This is a genomic window from Hirschia sp. (assembly GCF_058892565.1).
The window spans coordinates 24,350-44,781 of record NZ_JBZXVU010000009.1 but is presented as its reverse complement, the minus strand read 5'-3'; the positions used below and the strand labels follow the sequence as shown (position 1 = coordinate 44,781).

Below are 20,432 nucleotides of genomic sequence, written 5' to 3'. Positions count from 1 at the left end.
CTGGCGTAGCAATTAGTAATTTCCTCAGACATTACTGCAAGTGAAGTTGGTTAGGGTTCATTTTTTTGAGTTGTAATTTGAGTAAATTTCATTCACTGGTCTTTTGGTTTTGTGATTCTAATAATCTTAGTTCGAAGTAGGAGATATTTTTTGTCTACGGAACATACTAAACGAGGTGCGCGTAAAGCAGGTGATGCTTTCATAGGTAATGTGATCAGTCGTATCCGTATTCGTAAAGATTCATTGGGGCCAAGTACCTCTACTATCGCAGATTATGTTTTAGGTCATGCCAATGCTGTTGTGGGAATGTCTGTGACAGAACTAGCTGAGGCGACTGGCACCAGTGAAGGGAGTGTCATCAATCTTTGTCGGCAATTAGGTTTATCTGGATTTCAGCAGCTAAAACTTAGTTTGGCTCAAGAAGTTGTAAGACCAGTTCAATTTATTCATGAAGATCTGCAGCCAAGTGATGATACATCCACTGTTTGCCAGAAGATGTTTCACGCAGGTAGCGAGGCATTACGAGAAACACTTTCAATTTTAGACCCAGATGCCATTTCTATGGCTGTAGATGTCATCAGATCCGCTGACCGTGTAGAGATATATGGGATTGGATCTTCAGCTCCAATCGCAGAGGATGCGCAGTATAGAATGTTGCGTATAGGACTTGATGCTAAGGTCGTGGTTGATAGTCACATTCAAGCAATCAGTGCGTCACGAACAGGGCCAAATGTTGCAGTTCTGACTATATCACATTCTGGCTCTACACATGAGACTTTGGCAGCAACGCGCCTAGCTAGAGATGCTGGTGCAAAAACAATTATTATAACTAATTTCGCAAGCTCGCCTTTGCAGGCTTATGCTGACGTCAAACTTTACACGATGGCTCGAGAAACCAAATTTCGTTCCGAGGCTATGACAAGTCGTATTGCTCAACTTTGTATCCTTGATGTTCTTATAGCAGCGCTTGCGTTGGATGATTATGAGCGCGCTACGACAGTTTTGCGGCAAACTTCAGAAGTCTTATCCATTAAAAGATTTTGAGCGTATCGAGTATATTTTGAAAGAAAATGGAAGGTGTAGGGGAGGCTAAGATTGAATGCATCCCAAATGCTTTGGCACCTGCAATATCTGTTACCGGATTGTCACCAAACATAACGACTTCACTAGACTCTAAGTCTATTGATTTGCACCCTTTGTCGAAGATAATTTGAGAAGGCTTACCAATAATTTCTAATTCCACCGAGGATAAATCAATGCATGCCCCGAGTGCAGCTAATAAAGCACCGGTTTCTGGTTTTACTCGACCATCTACCCCAGGATGTGTAAGGTCAGGGTTGCTGATTATTAACCGCGCTCCGTTTAAAATAGCATTTACAGCACGTTCGAGCCGTTGGTAATTAAAGCGCGTATCACGCATGAGTATCACGAGGTCGACATCCTCATTTTCTAAGGTTAATCCATGTGCACGTGCAGCAGCGCGCATACTCAAACTCCCGAGGACGAGTGTACGTTTAGATTCTAATTCAACTGCTCGTTTGATGGATTCAATGCCTGCTAAAATAATCTGTTCGCTTCGCATAAATATGCCAGATTTTTGAAGTACGTATTGAAACTCTGCAATGGTATTTGAAGAATTATTAGAAACAATTGCTGTTCTTGCGTGATTAAACCGTAAGAATTTCTCTGCGCTCGGTACTATGCTGTTCTCAATAGCACAGCAACCATCCCAATCGACTAGATAACCTTTGGCTTCAAGAATGGCTTGTTTATTGGCCCTTCCAAAGTGCTGTTCTCCTCCATTTGTCATCTGATTCCCTCCTTTGATATTTCCGCCTATTTAAGTGAGTAAAACTCAACATACAAGCATTTTTTAATTGAGCTATATTCACATAAATTTTACAAAAAGAACATCGGAGCGTCATGTAAGCGCTGTAATTGCGGAGTTGCGGCCATGTGTTTTGAGTGAATTTGAGTGTCGAGAGATGCTGGGGCCGTTGGATTTAAAGGGGCAACAGAGGGACTATTGCTATGAAATCGAACACATACAAATTTAAAAGACGCTTTGCGTTTGGGGTGGGGGCATTGTTGGCGACGACAGCTATGCCACTTAATGCATTGGCAGATGATGCTGACGATAGTGGGCGTCAAGAAACAATTCGTGTTGAAGGCCAGTTAATCGATACTGAAGTCAGTGATATCGCATTGGATATGGTGAAGTTTGGGACGCAAGTTCAGCTCATCAGTGATTTGGAAATTGAAACAGGTGGTTTCACTAACTTTGGAGAGCTGGCAGCTGGTCTTATCCGTGGTGCAAATATCGGATACTCACCGGATGAAGGTGAGTTCACTGTTCGGATCGATGGAGGCACAGACCGAGACACTCTGCTTTTGGTTGATGGTGTGCCGTATTTTGACCGAAGTTCTCCACTTGAAGATTTGTGGCCTGCAACAGCAATAGATCCGCGGATGATTTCTGGTGTTGAAGTTTACCGTGGTGGTAACAGTTTATACTTTGGGTCAAATGGTGGATTGGGTGTCGTAAGTGTAAAGACCAAAGAACCGGATGGCACAAAAAAAGGTGAATTGGGTTTCTATTTCGGATCTTTTGAAACACGTGAGCTTTACGGCAACTTTTCGTTCCCATTGGATAAAGCCGGAAAGCATAGTGTCCTTGTATCTGGGCGGTCGTATGAATCAGATGCGCATGAATTGTTTAGTACAGAAGCTTATTCAGATAACGTGATTGCACTTGGGGGAAAGCATGAGTTCCCTTATAGTTACAACAGCTTAGGTTTGAAATATCTCTGGCAAATTGCTGAGGATACAGAGTTTCGCGCTGGTGCAAGTTACGCCACGATTGATTTTCGAGATTCATTTCCAAACTCGACTGTTTTTCAGCCAAACTACACGGAATTCCCGATTTATAATGCGTCTTTTAAGCATAGTTTCAATGAAAAGCTTAAGTTAGAAGTCGAAGGACATTACCAAGACCCGCGTTTGCAAAATAGTGAAGTTGATGCCCAAATATGTCAGATTCCGCGTTTGACAGATTTGCCATCAGACATTGAAGCGCAGGCGCGTGCCGGAGGAATTACATCCTTTTCAACTGCCGCAGAATACGAAGCGTTTGCCGCGACTATTCCTGGGCTTGCTGCTGGGTGTGTGACTAACCCATATGGTGCAGCTGGGAGTGCCAGTGACGATAACTTGAATGGGGGAAGTAGCTTCTACATAAACAATGACCCTAATAGTCCATTCTTTAATCAAGCTTATGGGACGCAAGAAAATCCTTTCCCGATTGGTGCACCGATTGGATATGTGGTCCAATCATCGGCTAATTTCGGTGATGGTGGTCTGACGAAAGGTTTTGGTGAAACAGATCAGCGTACAAGTGGATATGAAGACATGGGAATTAACGCCCGTGCCACATATACAATTAATGATTATGTAGAAATTGTCGGTGGTGTGCAAAACACAACGTACAGAGACAATTCTGATGCTCAGTTTGGAGTGAAGGATACAACACTCTCTAGCACGGGTGTTTATGGTGATTTGCGTTTATCTCTTCCTGTGCTCGCTGGATTAAGTACATCATTTGCAGCGCGTCAGGATTTCAACGATAGCTTTAGTGACCAATCGGTTTACAAATTTGGTCTGCGTCAGGACTTTGGTGCTGGTGTTTATGCGCGTGCAAGCGGTGGAACGTCATACAGTTTGCCGAAAATCGATGAGATTGGTGCTTTTGGTTCAAATGCAAATTTAAATCCAGGGCTTGATCCACAGGAGGTTGAAGCGCTGAACATAGGTGTAGGTATCGACCGCGACCTTTTCGGCGGGACTATGAATATCGAATTGGGATATTTTGATACGACAATCAACAATTTGTTCTCGAGTCGGTCTGTTGGTTCAGTCTGTCTTGAGTACGCAAATGATCTTGCGACCCCAATTCAGACTGGCTTGGTCAATAGTACGGATGCGATTGTACGAAATCGTGCCAATATCATTCCGCCAGACTCATTCTGTTCGACAGCTGTATCTTTAGGGTTGGAAGATTCTGCATCTGTGGCTGTGAACACCAAGAATGAGCAAGACATTTCAGGTATAACTGTCGATGTTGCGTTTGATTTCGACAAATGGAATGCAGACATCACTTTCACAAAAATGGAATCTCTGGAAAACAATCCAGTATATGGCGTCCTAGCTAGACTTGATGGAACGACTGAAAATTTAGACTTTGTTGTTCCTGGCGATGCAGGAAGTTCCATGACGCGTCAATCTGCGGAACGTCCTGAATGGTCCTTGTCTGGATTGATTAGTTATACGCCAACGGAAAATTGGACTTTTTCATTAAACCCGCGTTTCCAAGGGCCTGAATGGGCTTACGCAGGTACTTCACTTGCACGGCTGGTCGATGAGAATGGCAATCGTGTTGTTGAAGACATGAATTTCGGTGACTACTTTGTTCTAAATGGCTCGATGCAATACCAATGGGGTGATGAAAACCAACACCGTATATTGGTGCGCGGCGTGAACTTGCTGGATGAAGATTATTTCGAACGAGCTTCTGGTGGTGCTGGATACTCAAGAGATAGAGCCGTTGTTCGAGGTGAAGTCGGACCAAACGATAGTGCGTATTACCGTCAATATGGATGGAATGGTAAGCCTCAATCCTTCTGGATCCAATACGAGTACGCATTCTAGCCAGTCTAAAAGCTGCAAACCCTCATATGGTTTGCAGCTTTTTCTTTACCAATCAAAATCTTACATAAGTATATGGATGGGTTAGCTCATGTTTTCTCGGCGTCTTTTTTTGGCTGCAGCAGGTTCAACACTTTGGGTGCCAGCAAGTGCAAACGCGCACAGTGGCCATTATCATTTCACTTTGGGAGTGGCCTCGGGTAGCCCCCGTGCCACAAGCGTCGTTCTATGGACGCGTTTAGCACCTGACCCTCTAAATGGCGGCGGTATGCCAGTTGGCCCTGTCATGGTGCGTTATCGAGTTTGCCTTGACGAAGCAATGCGTCGGACCGTGCAGGAGGGTGTCGTCATGACGTCTGAAGCAAAAGCGCATTCGGTGCATGTGACACAAAATGGATTAGAACCTGGGCGTGAGTATTGGTATCAATTCTATTTCGGTGAAGATGAAAGCCCAATTGGTAGAACAAAGACAACTGATCCAAAGGCCACATCAGCGACGTTTGCGATTGCCAATTGTCAGGCTTGGGAAACCGGACATTACGCAGCTTACCGAGACATTGCAGAGTGGGCACCTGATTGTGTCATTCATTTGGGGGACTACATTTATGAGGGCGGAACGAGTGAACTTGGTGTGCGCCGTCGAACAAATGCGGGCACTCAAATTGAATATGAAGTTGTTCGTAAACATAATAGCGATGAAATCACAACATTATATGACTATCGGAATAGATATGCTCTATATCGCAGTGATCCACATTTGCAGGCGGCGCATGCCGCTGCGCCTTGGATCGTCTCCATGGATGATCATGAAGTTGATAACAATTGGGCGGGAGGCAGGCCTCAAGACCCTGACAAACAGACTGCACTAGAATTTTCGGTCCGTAAGTTGGCCGCGTTCCAAGCTTATTATGAACATATGCCATTGGAGCAACCGCCGACTCTGAATGGATTGGCTGGGCATCTTCAAATGTATGGTGCTTATCAGTTTGGCCCAGCGCGCTTAAACTTATTGGATACGCGTCAATATCGTTCTGATCAGGTGTGCGGTCAGGGCTTTCCGGCAGATTTCCCTTGTGAAGCATTAGAAAATCCTGCGTTGAGTATGACGGGAATTGCGCAAGAGAAATGGTTGCTTGAACAGCTCAAAAAATCGGATGCAAAATACAATGTGATTGCCCAGCAAACATGGTTTGCGCCTTACCGATATTCCGAAAACCCTGCGTCACGGACATGGAATATGGATCAGTGGGATGGGTATCCCCTACAGCGGCAGCGTCTCATTGATGCAATGGCCGATGATGTGTCTAATCCTATTGTTTTGAGTGGAGATTGGCATTGCGCAAGTGCAATGACCGTCCACAAAGATCCGGAAAATGTGAAATCAGATAGGGTTGCTCATAACTTCGCAGCGACATCCATCTCTTCTGTTTGTTCATGGTCTCCATCTGTGGCGCAGGCGCAAAGTGCAAACCCACATGTGAGTTATGTAAATGGTGAACAGCGCGGATATCTTCGATGTGTAGCTGACAGTCAAAATTGGACGTCAACTTATCGTACCGTTGCTAATCCGAGTGACAGTGCATCGAAGGTTGGAACTGATACTGAAATTCGAGTGCGCGATATCTAACGAAGACAACATTTATCAATCCGAAAATACGATCATCCAAAGGGGAAACATTATGTATATCAAGCAAGCTTCTACAGCTGCTGTAGTATTTGCTGGCCTTGCTATGCCAGCAATTTCCGAAGAGCGAGCAATTTCATTTCCAAATACCGCAGATGGCGGTGTGTTGCTCACTGCTGACCTTCATACGCACACTGTTTTCTCTGATGGTGCAGTGTGGCCTTCTATTCGGGTGGAGGAGGCCCATCGAGATGGATTGGACGCATTGGCAATAACAGAGCACCTTGAGCACCAGCCCAAGGCTGCCGATATTCCAAACCCTGATCGCAACAGATCATATGATGTTGCTGTGGAGTCGCTTGTAGGTGCTGGATATAATGGTTTGTTGATCATCCGTGGTGCCGAAGTGTCACGCAATATGCCTCCCGGGCATGTGAATGCTGTGTTCCTTGAGGATGCAAATGCATTGTTGGTCAAAGATTATATGGATGCATTTGAAGCAGCAAAAGAGCAGGGTGCATTTATATTTTGGAACCACCCAAACTGGATTCCGCAGGCACCTGACGGCGTTGCTCGTATTACTGAAATGCACAAGGATTTGATTTCAAAAGGTTTGCTGCATGGTATTGAGGTCGCAAATGGAACACTTGATGGACATTCAGAGCATGCACTTCAGATTGCATTGGATTACAATCTAACAGTTCTTGGGACTTCAGATATACATGGACTTGTGGATTGGACACATAATGCTGGACATGGCGGCCATCGGCCGATGACGATAGTGCTGGCAGAAGAAAGGTCTGAAGAAGCTCTAAAAAAAGCACTTTTCGAAGGAAAGACCGTCGCCTGGAATTATGATGATCTACTTGGCCGAGAAGACAATGTGAGCAAATTGGTGGAGGCATGCCTTTCTCTGGAGCCAAGTACATTTGGAGTGAAGACAAGTGTGCTGCGTGTTGACGTTAGGAATGATTGTCCGGTGAATTTCATTTTGAAGAATACTTCAGAAGAGACGTTTCAGAACGCAAGTGATGTTGTCCGGGTTGAGCGCAATTCAACCATTCCTTTGCAAGTTCGTATGGGAGATGAGCGTGAGCAAGTGTCATTGGTTTTCGATGTGCTCAATACTCAAATCGGAGGACGAAAAAGCCTTTCTCTCTCGCTGACAGCACCAATAAGTGCTGAAAAGAAATAACTCAGCAGGAATAGGTTTTCTTATTTTAAACGATACTGAGGGCTGATGTTAATCGGGGTTAAATCGAATTGAATAACCCCAAGAGTCTAATTTATCGGGTATTGCATTAAAGGCGAGTGAGATCCTTTGCTCGCCTTCATTGCCGGCAACGCCATGCATCATATAGCTAGGAAAAAGAATTAGATCGCCAGCTTTGATGTCTGGCACCTGCCATCGTGCGTCAGTGAAAGGGTTTAGTTCGGAACGTGCATTAAAGTTTGAGAAAACAAAGCTGGTGTGTGACTCTGGCTTTTGAAACATGAGATTCGCAGATGGATGTGAATCTGTAAGATAAACAACACCAGAGATAAAACTATTGGCATGCAAGTGCATGGCCTGATGACCGCCAGTTTCAAGAATATTCACCCAAGCTTCTTTAATCGTCCAATTTAGCTCTTCGCCAAATAGTTCTCGGCCAAAAGCAACAAGTTTATCCTGTACAGGAATAAGAGCTTTTTGAAGTATTGGATTCAGTGGCCCCATATCCAAACTCGAATGTGCAAGCGCAGATGATTTTGCATTTGAAGCAAAATCCATTCGCGAAATGTCAGTTTTTATTTGCGCAATTTGCGCATTATCCAGAATTTCAGGTGCGATCATAACTGGTGTTGGAAACAAAGCATGCGTCGTCGAAGTCATGAAGAATCTCGTGCAAAGTTTGAGGATGCTGCAAGGCTTTATCAATAGAAGGGTGGTGAAGCCTTATTGAAAGATCAACGATCCAGTTTTTGTCTTTTATGGCACTCAAATCTAACCTACCCAATAAGGCGTGCACGTAATCGAGCAGAGATCTGGTCCAGCGCTAAAACAGTGAGGAAAATTGCAAGAAGAATGGTGCCAACATGCCCATACTCAAAAGTATCATAGCGTCCCTTTAATTCTTGACCGATACCACCAGCGCCAACGAGACCTATGACAGCAGCCATTCGTACATTTCTATCGAGAACATAAAGCGTATAGGCGACATATGATGGTGCGACCTGAGGCAGAACGCCGGCCCGTAAAACGCGTAACTTACTTGCGCCTAATGCTCTAAGTGCTTCTTGTGGTTTTGTGTCTGAAGCTTCAATATCTTCTGCATAAAATTTACCCAGAAATCCCATTCCATGCAGGCTTAGAGCTAGGTATCCAGCGATGGCACCAAACCCAAACCCAAGCACAAGAAACATCGCTACAATGAGTTCTGGCATTGACCTTAAAAAGCTGACTATCCCTCTGCTAGCGGTATAAGTGAGGCTGTTGGGTGTATAATTACGCGCGCCTAAAATAGCTAAAGGTATGGATACTATCACCGCAATGATTGTTGCCCAGATCGCTATTTCAAATGTTTCGACCATTTTGCCCAAAACGTTTAGAAGGTAGCCGAAAGGATGCACTAAATATTCAACTGTCTCTATCTGAGGTTCCGCTTTTAATGTGTCAGAGTTTATGCGGAAGGTTGTCACTTCTGCTGTCTCAATCCGTGTGAAAAGGGGGATTGAGTTTCTATCGAAATCTGAAAGGCGAGATATTTCCTGTCGACTTTCTATGACGAAGGGAAATAATTCGCTGAGCATTCTTCCCAGCCCTTTTCCAACTTGACTTTCTTCTTCTAGTCCTATGGTTGAAAGTACGGCTTCGGATGAAAGTCCCAACATTTTAGGGATTTCCATGCGCTCCCCTGACCAGGCCAGAACAATGGCAATAACCAAAATTGCTAGGGCTGTGCGCCAGTCATAAGGTGCTTTTAGTTGCCAATCCTGTGCGCGGGGAGATAAGCGATCATTATCGGCTGGTTGGTTATCAAACATGCTCGGGTTTCGCTGTCTCATTGGTCGACGTTGGAATGTGATTTTTGCCATAAAGAGCGGCTTCGGCCTTAGCATCAAAATTTGCCGCTGGGCCATCAAATATGATACGCCCTTTACGTAGACCGATAATGCGGTCGGCGTATTCACGTGCAAGATCAATTTGATGGAGGCTGCATAGGACGGTCGCGTTCTGTTCAAGAGCGGCAGTGCGAATAAGGCTTAGTATTTCTCTACTAATTGCTGGATCCAGGCTGGCAACGGGTTCATCTGCCAATATTATTTCAGGGCTTAATATTAAAGCTCTTGCTATGCCCACGCGTTGTTGTTGGCCGCCAGAAAGCGCTGAGGCGCGACGTTTCAAATGGCTTTCATCAAGTCCAACGCGCTCAATAACTTGGCAGGCGCGATTACGTAAATGTGTCGGATACCATCCCAACATAGCGCGCCACATGCTAACTTCAGCAACTGCGCCAATCAGTACATTTGAAGCGACGCTAGCGCGCTCTACCAGATTAAAGTGTTGATGGACCATCGCGACTCTTCGGCGAATGCTGCGAAGAGATGATGGGGTAAGGGGTTCACTGTCGAGTATCAACTCCCCAGATGATAAAACAGTGAGGCCATTTATGGCCCGAAGCAGAGTGGATTTTCCTGAGCCAGATTGCCCCAGAATAACGCAGAATTCACCTTTGTTTATCGTTGCTGAGACACCCTCAAGCGCAGATGCGCCGTCGGGAAATTTCTTGCAAATATTATTAAAGACTAAGTGGGGAGATTCTGCATATGAAGTTGAATGAGATTGGATTTTCGCTGCTGTTGGCATTATTTATTTGCCTTAGCGAGAATTGCAGAACGCATATCACTTGTGACGTTTGAAATAACAACGAGCGCAGGTGCTAGAATATCATCGGTTATAACTGTATCGTATCGGTCGACTTGATTGCCGCCATAACCACGGATCATTTCTGGGCTGATATTCGCAGATTTGTGTACGTTTTTAAAAGTTAAACGCAGCTTAGCTTTCACCTCTTTAGGTAATTTCGTCGACATTGTGAGTGGTGGGTTAGGTATAGGTGCTGATTTACCAATAACGACAACCGCATTGGCATCAATAATTCCTTGATTAATCGCTTTTTCAAAGCTGTCAAAAGAAGCCGCCGCTACGTCAACTTGCCCTTCAGATAAAGCTTTGAGACTATTGGCATGGCTTCCAGTAATGCGGATTTTTTCAAGGTCGTTTATAGGGTCTAAGCCGGCATCAACAATCATAGCAACTGGGTAGATAAAGCTTGATGTTGAGTTGGGATCGCCAAAAGCAATTGAGTGACCTTGAATATCGGACACTGTTAAAATGTTGCTTTCTTTGCGGGCATAAATACCGGAAAAATAGCTTGAGCTGTTGTCTTTAACATCTACCGCTAAGAGCTCTGCACAACCACGCTGTTTTGCGGGTAAATAGGAAGCTGCCCCGAACCAAGCGATCTCCACGACATCAGAACAAATCGCTTCAATAACCGTGGCGTAACTTTGGCCCACTTTTATATCAAAATGAATGTCAGTTGTTTGCGTGATGGCATCAAAGACAGGTTTGAAATCGGCTCGAGTGCCGTCTTCAGTTCCGCCATCAGCGGGAATTAACATCACACGATAGGGATGGGAGGCGGAGCCATCTGCCGCCTGAGAAGTCTGATTTGTGATCTTTAAAAGGTAGACGCTAAAGATCGCCACCAAACCTAAAGCTAGTAGTTTAGCAATTGTTTGGGGAGGGAGCATTATCTTTCCTTCTTCTTTGAGCTAGCTAACAGAGGTTTTAATATTTTGGCGCTTATTGAGCAAAGTATAATTTTTCAAACATTTTTGGTGAGTAAAATTCAATTTAGCAAAGTAATGTAACATGCGTGTGACTAAATTGGATGATAATAAGTGAAAGTGAACTGGTCTGTATCGGGTGGTTGGGCGTAATTTCAATCACTGAAAAGTAACGGCCATCGGACACATACGGCGTCACCGTCCAGCTAGAAGTCTGAAATGTCTTTCAAGCTCAAAGTGATATTGAACGGAGGATTGAATAGGGATGTATTTTTGTAGACCCTTAGTTGGCCGAAATATGTTCGTGATTTTCTCTCTTTGTCGTAAAGCCTGATGAAAATTTTGGCATTGCTCGTTCAATCAATTGTTCCATGAATTGTTTACTTGCGTTTCCGATATCCCACTGCCTCTTTGTCCGAGCTAAGCTTTATGGGGGATAATACTTTTCGCATGGAGAAATAGCCTCATTCTAGATGAAAGTCAGTCTAAGAGGTGTCGAGGCTTTGTTCAGCTAAATCGACAATAAGCAGAAATTGCAAAGGAAGAGATGTTGAGAGATTTACCGAGGTATGTCGCACCAATTTTAATTGGATTTGTTTTATTGTGCAGCATTGCGTCGTGCTCTCCTAATCAAACAGGCCTCGAACAAGAAGCTGCGAATATTAAGAAGTCTGTTACGGAACTTGTCTCGTCTGGAAAAATACCTGGTGCCGTCGTTTATTTGATAGATGGTGGTGAAGTTAAAGGTAAACTCGTTGCGGGTTTCAAAGATATTGAGGCGCAAAAACCTTTAAAAGAAGATGACATATTTCGTCTCTATTCAATGTCGAAACCGCTGACGAGTACAGCAATCATGATGTTGGTAGATCAGCAGAAACTCACACTCGATACGCCATTAGAAGAAATATTACCTGAATTCTCGAATATGCAAGTGTATGTGTCTGGCGATTTGGATGAGATGGTAACTGAGCCAATACATCGATCAATAACGATGTTAGATTTGTTGAGACACCATTCAGGTATCACATACCATTTTATGGGAAATTCTCCCGTTCATGCTTATTATCGCAAATATGGTGTTATGAGAGATACACCTGTTGGACGCGAGCCAGGAGATGGTGCGCCAGCAGAGTCGCTTGATCAACTGATGGAACGCCTTGGAAAAGCGCCTTTACTGCATCAGCCGGGCCAAGAATTTGCGTATAGCTATTCCACGACAGTTTTGGGGGCAGTTGTAGAAAAAATAACGGGAAAAGCGCTCAATATCGCTCTAAAGGAAATGATATTTGATCCTTTGGAAATGTCCGATACGAAATTTCTATTAGATGAGGCAGATGCCTCTCGATTTGTCGTGAACTATATGATGACAGAGGATGGAATAAAGCGGATAGAGGATTGGGAAAACACCGATTACAAAGATCCATCCCGCTTGCTAGATGGGGGAGGCGCTATTGCTGGAACTGGTGCTGACTATCTCCATTTTGTGCAAATGCTCGGACAGGGAGGGATCTATAAGGGGCGCAGGATATTGTCCCAGGAATCTCTAGAGGTCATGGTATCGAACCCAATAAACGCATCATTTGGTAATGTTTTATTTGATTTTGGATTGGGATTTGAAGTTGGAAGTGAACATTCCTCAAAAGATAAACGTTTGCCGCTAGAGAGTTTCGGGTGGTCAGGTTCTGGAAATACTTATTTCTGGATTAATCCCAAAACAGGTGATGGGGTTGTCTTCATGACACAAGTTATTTTGCCGCCTAAATTTCAAGCTCAAGGTGACTATCTTCGTAGGATAGTCTTTGATCAAATAAGTGATGAAGAGACGTCAGATAAACATTAGTTTGTCTTTAGCCTGACAATATGGAGGGGGGGGGCAGACAAAAGCGAACCGGTCTCTGATTTGCGGGTGAGAGCATTTTTCAATCAAAGAAAATTTGCTACCTTTCGTTCAGCGCGACGTCACGATTTCGTTTGAAATTTGGTGTTGAATAGTGGTGTCGCTCCAAGTTGAAGTGTTTGTGAATTGATGATTTCAGAGGAGGTTTGGAAATAGTGGAATATTGATGTTCTCATCATTTCAACCTTGCGAAAATGAGCTAAGTTGAAAACGAAGCGTTTAATCTGATAATGCTTCAATTAATGTTGATCTAATTTAATGCCGGCTTCTTTTAAAATGCGCAGTGCGGGTTCTAATTCTGCTTGGTATTTTTTCCATCGCGCTAGAGCTGATTTATAAATTGGTTGTCTAACTTGCGCAGAACTTGCTGTTGCAACTGGGGCAGAGTTCTTATGAAATGATGCACAAGCATCTTGCCATTCCAAGTCACAAAAACCGACTAACTCTCGCGCCGCTTTAGCTGTATTGGCGACGATATCTTCATAATAAACTTCTGTGTATTTTTCTGAAGGTAGGTTTGCGGAGTATTGCGCCATCAGCTTGTCAAATTGGACACAGTATTTTGCGGTATCTTCCAAATTTAAGCTGTAATTATAGTAAGAAAAAGACGTCGCAAATAATTGTTTGTAATTGCTCAAGACACTGTCAGCTATGTGTCGTCGCACACAAATAATCTTGGCATTTGGAATGGCTTGTAAAATCAGCGGTGCGCAGAAAAAATTCAAAGGCATTTTATCAAGAATTCTTCGTGCATTTGGGGCGATCTTGGAAGCGCTTTCTAAATATTTTCGGCCAACTTGACCAAGGTCAAGTCTTTGAGAAGCTAATAAGGTTTCTTCATCAAGAATGTATGGAGAAGACGTGCCGGATGCCTTTTTTAGTTTTAGAGCAAAGTCAGTTAGTTCGCCTGCAGATTCAACATCTGTATGGCTACTTAATATGCGATCAACAAGTGTCGTGCCGGAACGAGGAAGGCCAATTACGAAAATTGGTGCAGCCTCGGGGGCGCTGTATTTGGAATAAGAAAAATGAAGCGTTTTTTGCGCTGCTTGGAAAAGCGGAATGTCGTTTTGGATGTCGTAAGCTTGCGTCTCAAATTTTAGCTTTTTTGCTTTTTCCAGCCAATGCATTTGATCTTGGATTTGGCCTAAATCTTCATAGGTTTTAGCTATTGCATGTCCGATATTCAGTCTTTCATCTGGCTTTTTCAAATGACGGAATTGCGTTTTTAGTTCGGAAAGAAAGTTTTTTTCCTGAGTTTGTTTGGTCAAGGAAACCAGTGATGACCAAGCTTTATATGATGTTGGATCGATTTCGATAGCGCGTGAATACGAAAGCTCAGCTTCCTTCATATCTCCGACAAATTGTTGAGCTGCTCCCAAATTATACCAATATGCTGCATTTTGCGGGCTTAAGTTCGTTGCTTGTATATAGTGTTGAATGGCTTCGGAATGGTATCCGGATCGGCTTAATACGACGCCAATAGTATCTAGAGTCTGTGCAGAGTTATCGGGACAGTTTGCTGCTGCCCGTGCAGCAGCAACCGCAAGATCGCGTTGATGTTGGTTGGTGAGTAATCTGCCATGCCAAGCATGATATCTACCTGTCTTACCTTTGCTAAGCGCAATCGCTTTTTCTACTAATTCGAGTGCTTTGTCCAAATTTCCATGATCAAAGGTCAATATACTTAAAAGGTAAAACGGTGCGTGTGCGTTGGGAGATAGCTTCAGTACTTCGATGCAATTTGCATGAGCTGCTTTATAATTTCGCACAGATAATAGTCGCTCTGCCTCAATTATTAGCATGTTGGTTTTTTGTTCAATCATAATGGCATATTTCCTGTTTACGAAACACTGTACATCGTCATTCAATACGTAAAGATTGAGCGATCAAAGCGATACAAAATGATGTATTGTTTCTAAATAACCCCCGTTTTGATGCATATAAATACATTAAATTAGACACTATAATGCCTCTATGTCACGCAATTGAGTTTGATCATTGAACCGAGATAAAAACTATGAAGGTCTGCTAGTGCTTTAAATCATAACAGAGTGCAATGGCAAAAATTACGAAAAAAGGTAGCATAATGTCCAAAAGAAAAATGATCCTAAAGTCGTCTAGCGCATTTGCATTGCTTGCTAGTGGGTTGGTTCTTAGTCAGCCAGCTGGTGCTCAAGAAGTCGCTGCTGAAGAAGACAAATTGGTTTCAGATACAATTATTGTAACAGCTACACGCCGTAACGAAACGGTTCAGGATGTTCCTTTGAATATTGCAGCTTTAGGGGAAGCTCAAATTGAGGAGCAGGGCCTAGCCGAGTTATCTGACGTGTTGGCATATGTACCGGGTATTAACATTGTTGACCGTGGTGGGCGTCAAGGTAACCCGATCATTGTACGTGGATTGAATGCAGACCCAATTGGTTCTGGAGATGGAAACAATGATGGTGGTGGTACGGTTGCGACCTATCTTGGTGAAATCCCTCTTTTTGTTGATTTGAAATTAAATGACATGCAACGTGTTGAGGTTCTGTTGGGGCCTCAAGGAACATTGTATGGTGCAGGAACACTTGGTGGAGCAATTCGCTATATTCCAAACCGTCCTGACTTTGATGATGAATTTTTATCAGTACGTGCGGACACGTATCAGTATTCTGAAGCAGATTCACTGAGTCACGATGTCGGCTTTACTTTTAATATGCCGATCGCAGATAATTTCGCTGTGCGGGGGTCTTTGGATGTTTCAAACGATTCTGGTTATATGGATGCGCCATTTATTGTGCAGACTATTGGGGCGTCAAACCCAGATCCTGATTTTACAGACCCTGCCGATGTTGCTGCTAACCTAAATCCACAAACTGATGTGAACAGTGAAGAGACTATTTCTGGTCGTCTTGCAGCGCGTTGGCAGCCTGTTGAATGGCTTGATGCCAATTTGACCTATTACTATCAAGAAGCTGATATTGGCGGTCGTAGTACATCTGCTGCGCGTTCTACAGTGGTTCCAGCGGGCAAATATGATGTTGCCTCACGTGTTGAAGAACCAAACACAATTACGAACGAATTGTTTGCACTTGAAGTAATTGCGGATCTTGGGTTTGCAGAGCTTACTTCCGCGACAGGTAAATCAAAGTTCGCTGATGACGGTCAGCGCGATCAAACAAACCTTTTGATCTCACTTGAGTACAGCTACGAAACTTTCCCGACATTTACAGCGTTTACACATGAAGTTGGTGAAACAGATACATTCAACCAAGAAATCCGTCTGGTTTCTCAAACAGATGGTCCATTTAATTGGATTGTTGGTGGTTTCTACAATAAACAAGATGCTTATGCATTCTCTGCTGAATTTACGCCGGGATATGCTGACTTTGCTGGGTTTGATCGTTCTGACAACCTTGAGTACTTCTCTCAAAGTCGCACAGAGCTTGTTGAATCAGCTTTCTTCGGCGAGATTGGGTATGATCTTACGGAGCGTTTGAGTGTGACTGTTGGTGGTCGTTATTATGACTATGAACTGAAATCATTTAGCGCGGTTGATTTCCCTCTCTTTGATCCAGACTTTGTTGCGCCAACAATTGATGAAATTGGAAGTGCTACAACTGAATTAAGCCAAGCCGATGATGGTTTCTTGTATAAGTTCAACGTTTCGTATGACATCAGTGATGACATCATGATTTATGGTACAGTCTCTGAAGGTTACCGTATTGGTGATTCAAACGGTATTGGACAATGTGACGTTTACGATCCTGAAGCCAGCCAAGGTGCATGTGCATTGGCACCAGGGCAGCAATATGGCCCTAATCCCGATGACATTGCTTTGTTTGATGAGCGTGAATACGGACCAGATCAAACAACAAATTATGAGTTGGGGTTGAAGTCTGCATGGTTAGATGGAGACTTAACGCTGAATGGTGCTCTGTATTTTGTAGAATGGACTGACCCACAGCTATCTTCTGCGACAGTGAATGCGAGCATTCCAATTACCATTAATGCTCAAGGTGCTGAATCATTAGGGACTGAGCTTTCTGGTGACTGGCGTGTTTCGGATGCTTTCCGGGTGCGCGGTAGCTATAGCTACACGCAATCTGAATTAACTTCTGATGTGCCGTCTCTGATCCGCACAATTACACCTCCAGGGTTTGGCAGTGCTTTTGAGGATGGTAAAGCGGGCGACCGTTTGCCTGGTTCTCCAGAGCATCAATTTTCAGTATTTGGGTCTTACGGCGTAGAGCTTTCAGGCGGGCGCGACCTAGCGTTTAACTTAGGTTATGCTTGGCAGAGTGATGTATTGACGCGCACCGGTGCACGCGGCAGCAGTCTCACGCTCGATAGCTTTGGTGTTGCGAATGCGTCAGCGGTTTATGATGCAGGTCCATGGTCTGCAACATTGTATGTGAACAACTTACTTGATGAGTATGTTGAGACAGGTGCAGTATCGACTAGCTTGTCCAACCAAATAGTACTTGGTTCAAGTGTCAGAAGCTTTGGTACCCATATTGCTCCGCCTCGCGCGATCGGTTTGCGTTTCAAATGGGATATTGGATAAAATTCGCACAAATTAACCAGATTGAAGAGGGCTCCTATACGGAGCCCTCATTTTTTTTGGGGGAGAGTGGCAGACAAAAGCGAACTGGTCTCTGGTGCGTGGAGTGTGGCTTTGTATTAACCGGCAAAAAGGTGCCGCCATTCATGCATGATGTCGTCAAGATTTCGTTCAAAATTTATTTATGAGCTTTTCTCGCCGTCGGAGCGTTTGGTGAGCCCAGTCTGCATAGATTGTTACCAATATAAACGCATAGGATTATCGACGAGCAATTGCTGTTGTAATTTTTCGGTCGTTGCAATTTGGGGGATGACGTCGACTAAATGTCCGTCATCAGGGAGTACGTTCTGCATATTTGGATGTGGCCAGTCTGTTCCCCACAATACGCGGTCTGAGTAATTTTCAACAATAGGGCGTACTGCCCTTGCGAAATCTGTATATGGGGGACCATTGGCATCGAGTCTGTCAGGACAAGTCACTTTGGTCCATATGTCATCACGGCTATCAAGAAGGTTGCGAAAAGCCTTCATGTCATTTCCATCTGGCCCCTGAGATAGATTAGGGCGTCCCATATGATCAATTATGACGGCAACAGGTATATCAGCAATGAAGGGGCTAATTTCCTCCAGAATATCTGCTTCAAAGTAGATGACGACATGCCACCCCAGCCTTTGAATGCGGCGTGATATGTCTAAAAATTTGTCTTTAGGTGCATTATCAACGAGTCTTTTCAAAAAGTTGAATCTGACACCGCGTATGCCGCCTTTGTGTAGAGCATCAAGTTCTGCATCACTAATGGATGGGTCAACAACAGCGACACCGCGAGCCTTTCCATCTGATTTTGCAATGGCATCTAAGGTTGCTGAATTGTCAGTGCCGTGGCAGCTGGCTTGAACAATGACGTTCCTTGAAAAACCCAAATGGTCTCGTAGCGCAAAAAGTTTGTCGGGACCGGCATCTTCTGGAAGGTATTTCGCTTTAGGGCTGAAAGGAAATTGAGCCATTGGCCCAAACACGTGGCAGTGTGCATCGACGGCTCCTGCGGGCGGTGTATATTGAGGTATGGATGGTGCACTATGCCAACTCGTAATCCTATCAGTCATACAAATACCTCTCCATCCATTAGTTTTCGGGCTGTTCTAAGCATTGCCGCGCTCTGTACATCGCCTTTATCGTTCACTTCTATGACGCAGGTTGTTTCACCGGTCGGGTGTTCTACTGATAATACTTTTGTTGAGCCAACTGGAAGGTTTGCAACCTCAAATGCTGGGCTACCTTCAATTAGGCATGCTGTTGCGACTGTTACAGCTCCTAATACACCGATGCTCGCGTGCGCGCGGTGAGGGATGAAGCTGCGAACAGTCACGGATCCACCGCTTCGAGGTGGCGCAACGAGCATCATTTTGGGAACAGATTTGTCTGTCACGTCTCCCAAATTCATGAGCTCACCTGCAGCTAATCTAATCGCTTCAATTTTGGATTTAAGTTCTAAATTAGCATCAAGTTCTTCACGGGATTCATATCCAGTGATGCCAGCATCTTCTGCTTTCAAAACAATGCAAGGCATTCCATTGTCGATAAGCGTGCATGAAATACCGTTGATCACGTCGCTTTTGTTGCCACTTGGCAAAAGGCTACCACAGCTTGTGCCGGCCGTATCTTTGAGTTCAAGTGGAATGGGGGCGGCGCTTCCCGGTACGCCGTCAATGCTGGCGTCCCCGCTATACTCTGGTATGCCATTGGGAGTTTGAACTGTCGCAACGGCGATCTGTCCCGTGTTCTCCATAAATATGGACACTTTGGTTTCATAAGAATTTGCGTCTACGAGCCCGCGTTCAATTGCAAAAGGTCCGACACCCGCAAGAATATTTCCGCAGTTTTGTTCGGCGCTAATCAGCGCTTTATCGACAAATATTTGCAAAAATAGGTAGTCTACATCGATACCTGCACGGTCCGATTTTTTTACAATGGCAACTTTGCTAGTCAATGGATCTGCACCGCCCATTCCGTCAATTTGGCGGGGGTCTGGTGAGCCCATAACACGTAGCAGGAACTCATCTCTGGCATCTGAAGTTTCAGGAAGGTCGTTAGCGAGGAAAAAGCCGCCTTTAGAAGTTCCTCCGCGCATCCACATAACGCGCGCAGATGACCCTTTAAACATATTTTAGGCCTTCTTTTTCCAAACGCTCACGCATTTCGTACATGTCTAAACCCAAAACGCCAGACGCTAATTTTTGACGCTTTTCTTCTTCAAAAGATTCGCGTTTTTGTGCCGCGCTTAGTACGTGAGCAGCCTTTTCACGTGGTACGACACAAACACCGTCATCGTCTGCGACTATGACATCTCCAGGGTTCACGTTAGCGCCGGCACATACAATCGGAATATTCACTGACCCCAATGTGTTTTTAACTGTTCCCTGAGCAAATATAGCTTTGCTCCATACTGGAAAGTTCATTTCTTTGAGATCTAATACGTCTCGACATCCTGCATTTATGACAAGTCCTCGGACTCCACGGGCCTGAGCAGAAGTCGCTAAGAGGTCACCGAAATATCCATCTTCGCAAGAGCTAGTTGGTTCCAAAACGAGAATGTCACCTTCCTTAACTTGCTCTATCGCTACATGAACCATCCAGTTGTCGCCGGGGGCTGCGGATATTGTGACGGCATTACCCGCTATACGCACGCCTGAATATATTGGCCTTATATTGCTAGCGAGTAAGCCCGTGCGTCCTTGAGCTTCATGAACAGTTGCGACCCCGCATTTTGCTAGTTCATCTACAATTTTTAGGTCGGTGCGCTTAGTATTTTGAACAACGATGTTGGTCATGGG

At 44.4% G+C, this 20,432-nt stretch carries 15 protein-coding genes; 6 read left to right on the top strand and 9 right to left on the bottom strand.

The window, feature by feature from the left end:
- The first annotated feature begins 150 nt into the window (after window positions 1-150).
- Entirely contained in the window at window positions 151-1,044 is an 894-nt protein-coding gene (locus AC5EF3_RS04060) for a MurR/RpiR family transcriptional regulator (RefSeq protein WP_015828321.1), read from the top strand.
- On the opposite strand, the gene AC5EF3_RS04055 is transcribed toward AC5EF3_RS04060, so the two are convergent.
- The gene (locus AC5EF3_RS04055) at window positions 1,031-1,810 is read right to left on the bottom strand and encodes an HAD-IIA family hydrolase (protein ID WP_493547124.1); all 780 of its coding nucleotides are present in this window, start codon (window positions 1,808-1,810) and stop codon (window positions 1,031-1,033) included. The two genes, AC5EF3_RS04060 and AC5EF3_RS04055, sit on opposite strands and share 14 nt — an antisense overlap.
- Window positions 1,811-2,031: 221 nt before the next feature.
- Here AC5EF3_RS04055 and AC5EF3_RS04050 point away from each other — a divergent pair, with 221 nt between their 5' ends.
- The 3 genes from AC5EF3_RS04050 (at window position 2,032) to AC5EF3_RS04040 (ending at window position 7,520) form a co-directional block, all read left to right on the top strand.
- Window positions 2,032-4,704 carry a TonB-dependent receptor plug domain-containing protein gene (locus AC5EF3_RS04050; protein WP_493547123.1) on the top strand — a complete coding sequence of 891 codons (2,673 nt, stop codon included), beginning with the start codon at window positions 2,032-2,034 and terminating at the stop codon, window positions 4,702-4,704.
- Between the two features lie 88 nt (window positions 4,705-4,792).
- Complete coding sequence (locus AC5EF3_RS04045; RefSeq protein WP_493547122.1) at window positions 4,793-6,328, top strand: alkaline phosphatase D family protein; 1,536 nt, start codon at window positions 4,793-4,795, stop codon at window positions 6,326-6,328.
- 52 nt (window positions 6,329-6,380) lie between these two features.
- Complete coding sequence (locus AC5EF3_RS04040) at window positions 6,381-7,520, top strand: Sb-PDE family phosphodiesterase (RefSeq protein ID WP_493547121.1); 1,140 nt, start codon at window positions 6,381-6,383, stop codon at window positions 7,518-7,520.
- Between the two features lie 48 nt (window positions 7,521-7,568).
- On the opposite strand, the gene AC5EF3_RS04035 is transcribed toward AC5EF3_RS04040, so the two are convergent.
- The 4 genes from AC5EF3_RS04035 to AC5EF3_RS04020 all read right to left on the bottom strand — a co-directional run bounded on the left by AC5EF3_RS04035 (window position 7,569) and on the right by AC5EF3_RS04020 (window position 11,122).
- Window positions 7,569-8,198, bottom strand: coding sequence for a TIGR02466 family protein (locus AC5EF3_RS04035; protein WP_493547120.1), 630 nt, complete (start codon window positions 8,196-8,198; stop codon window positions 7,569-7,571).
- A 116-nt stretch (window positions 8,199-8,314) separates the two neighbouring features.
- Complete coding sequence (gene phnE / locus AC5EF3_RS04030; protein ID WP_493547119.1) at window positions 8,315-9,349, bottom strand: phosphonate ABC transporter, permease protein PhnE; 1,035 nt, start codon at window positions 9,347-9,349, stop codon at window positions 8,315-8,317.
- A complete protein-coding gene (gene phnC / locus AC5EF3_RS04025) occupies window positions 9,342-10,172 on the bottom strand; it encodes a phosphonate ABC transporter ATP-binding protein (RefSeq protein WP_493547118.1) in 831 nt (276 codons plus the stop codon). Before phnC ends, phnE begins: the two co-directional genes overlap by 8 nt.
- Window positions 10,172-11,122 (bottom strand): phosphate/phosphite/phosphonate ABC transporter substrate-binding protein, encoded by a 951-nt coding sequence (locus AC5EF3_RS04020; RefSeq protein ID WP_493547117.1) that lies wholly within the window; start codon window positions 11,120-11,122, stop codon window positions 10,172-10,174. Before AC5EF3_RS04020 ends, phnC begins: the two co-directional genes overlap by 1 nt.
- A gap of 586 nt (window positions 11,123-11,708) precedes the next feature.
- Here AC5EF3_RS04020 and AC5EF3_RS04015 point away from each other — a divergent pair.
- A complete protein-coding gene (locus AC5EF3_RS04015) occupies window positions 11,709-12,998 on the top strand; it encodes a serine hydrolase domain-containing protein (RefSeq protein WP_493547116.1) in 1,290 nt (429 codons plus the stop codon).
- 296 nt (window positions 12,999-13,294) lie between these two features.
- On the opposite strand, the gene AC5EF3_RS04010 is transcribed toward AC5EF3_RS04015, so the two are convergent.
- Entirely contained in the window at window positions 13,295-14,881 is a 1,587-nt protein-coding gene (locus AC5EF3_RS04010; RefSeq protein WP_493547115.1) for a sulfotransferase family protein, read from the bottom strand.
- Between the two features lie 263 nt (window positions 14,882-15,144).
- Here AC5EF3_RS04010 and AC5EF3_RS04005 point away from each other — a divergent pair, with 263 nt between their 5' ends.
- Window positions 15,145-17,604 carry a TonB-dependent receptor gene (locus tag AC5EF3_RS04005; protein WP_493547114.1) on the top strand — a complete coding sequence of 820 codons (2,460 nt, stop codon included), beginning with the start codon at window positions 15,145-15,147 and terminating at the stop codon, window positions 17,602-17,604.
- Window positions 17,605-17,837: 233 nt separating this feature from the next.
- Here AC5EF3_RS04005 and AC5EF3_RS04000 read toward each other — a convergent pair whose 3' ends face one another.
- The 3 genes from AC5EF3_RS04000 to ligK are packed head-to-tail and all read right to left on the bottom strand — an operon-like array spanning window position 17,838 to window position 20,429.
- Window positions 17,838-18,704 (bottom strand): amidohydrolase family protein, encoded by an 867-nt coding sequence (locus tag AC5EF3_RS04000; RefSeq protein WP_493547113.1) that lies wholly within the window; start codon window positions 18,702-18,704, stop codon window positions 17,838-17,840.
- Window positions 18,701-19,762, bottom strand: coding sequence for a 4-oxalomesaconate tautomerase (locus AC5EF3_RS03995; RefSeq protein ID WP_493547112.1), 1,062 nt, complete (start codon window positions 19,760-19,762; stop codon window positions 18,701-18,703). Before AC5EF3_RS03995 ends, AC5EF3_RS04000 begins: the two co-directional genes overlap by 4 nt.
- The gene (ligK, locus tag AC5EF3_RS03990; RefSeq protein ID WP_493547111.1) at window positions 19,755-20,429 is read right to left on the bottom strand and encodes a 4-carboxy-4-hydroxy-2-oxoadipate aldolase/oxaloacetate decarboxylase; all 675 of its coding nucleotides are present in this window, start codon (window positions 20,427-20,429) and stop codon (window positions 19,755-19,757) included. Before ligK ends, AC5EF3_RS03995 begins: the two co-directional genes overlap by 8 nt.
- Window positions 20,430-20,432 lie beyond the last annotated feature (3 nt).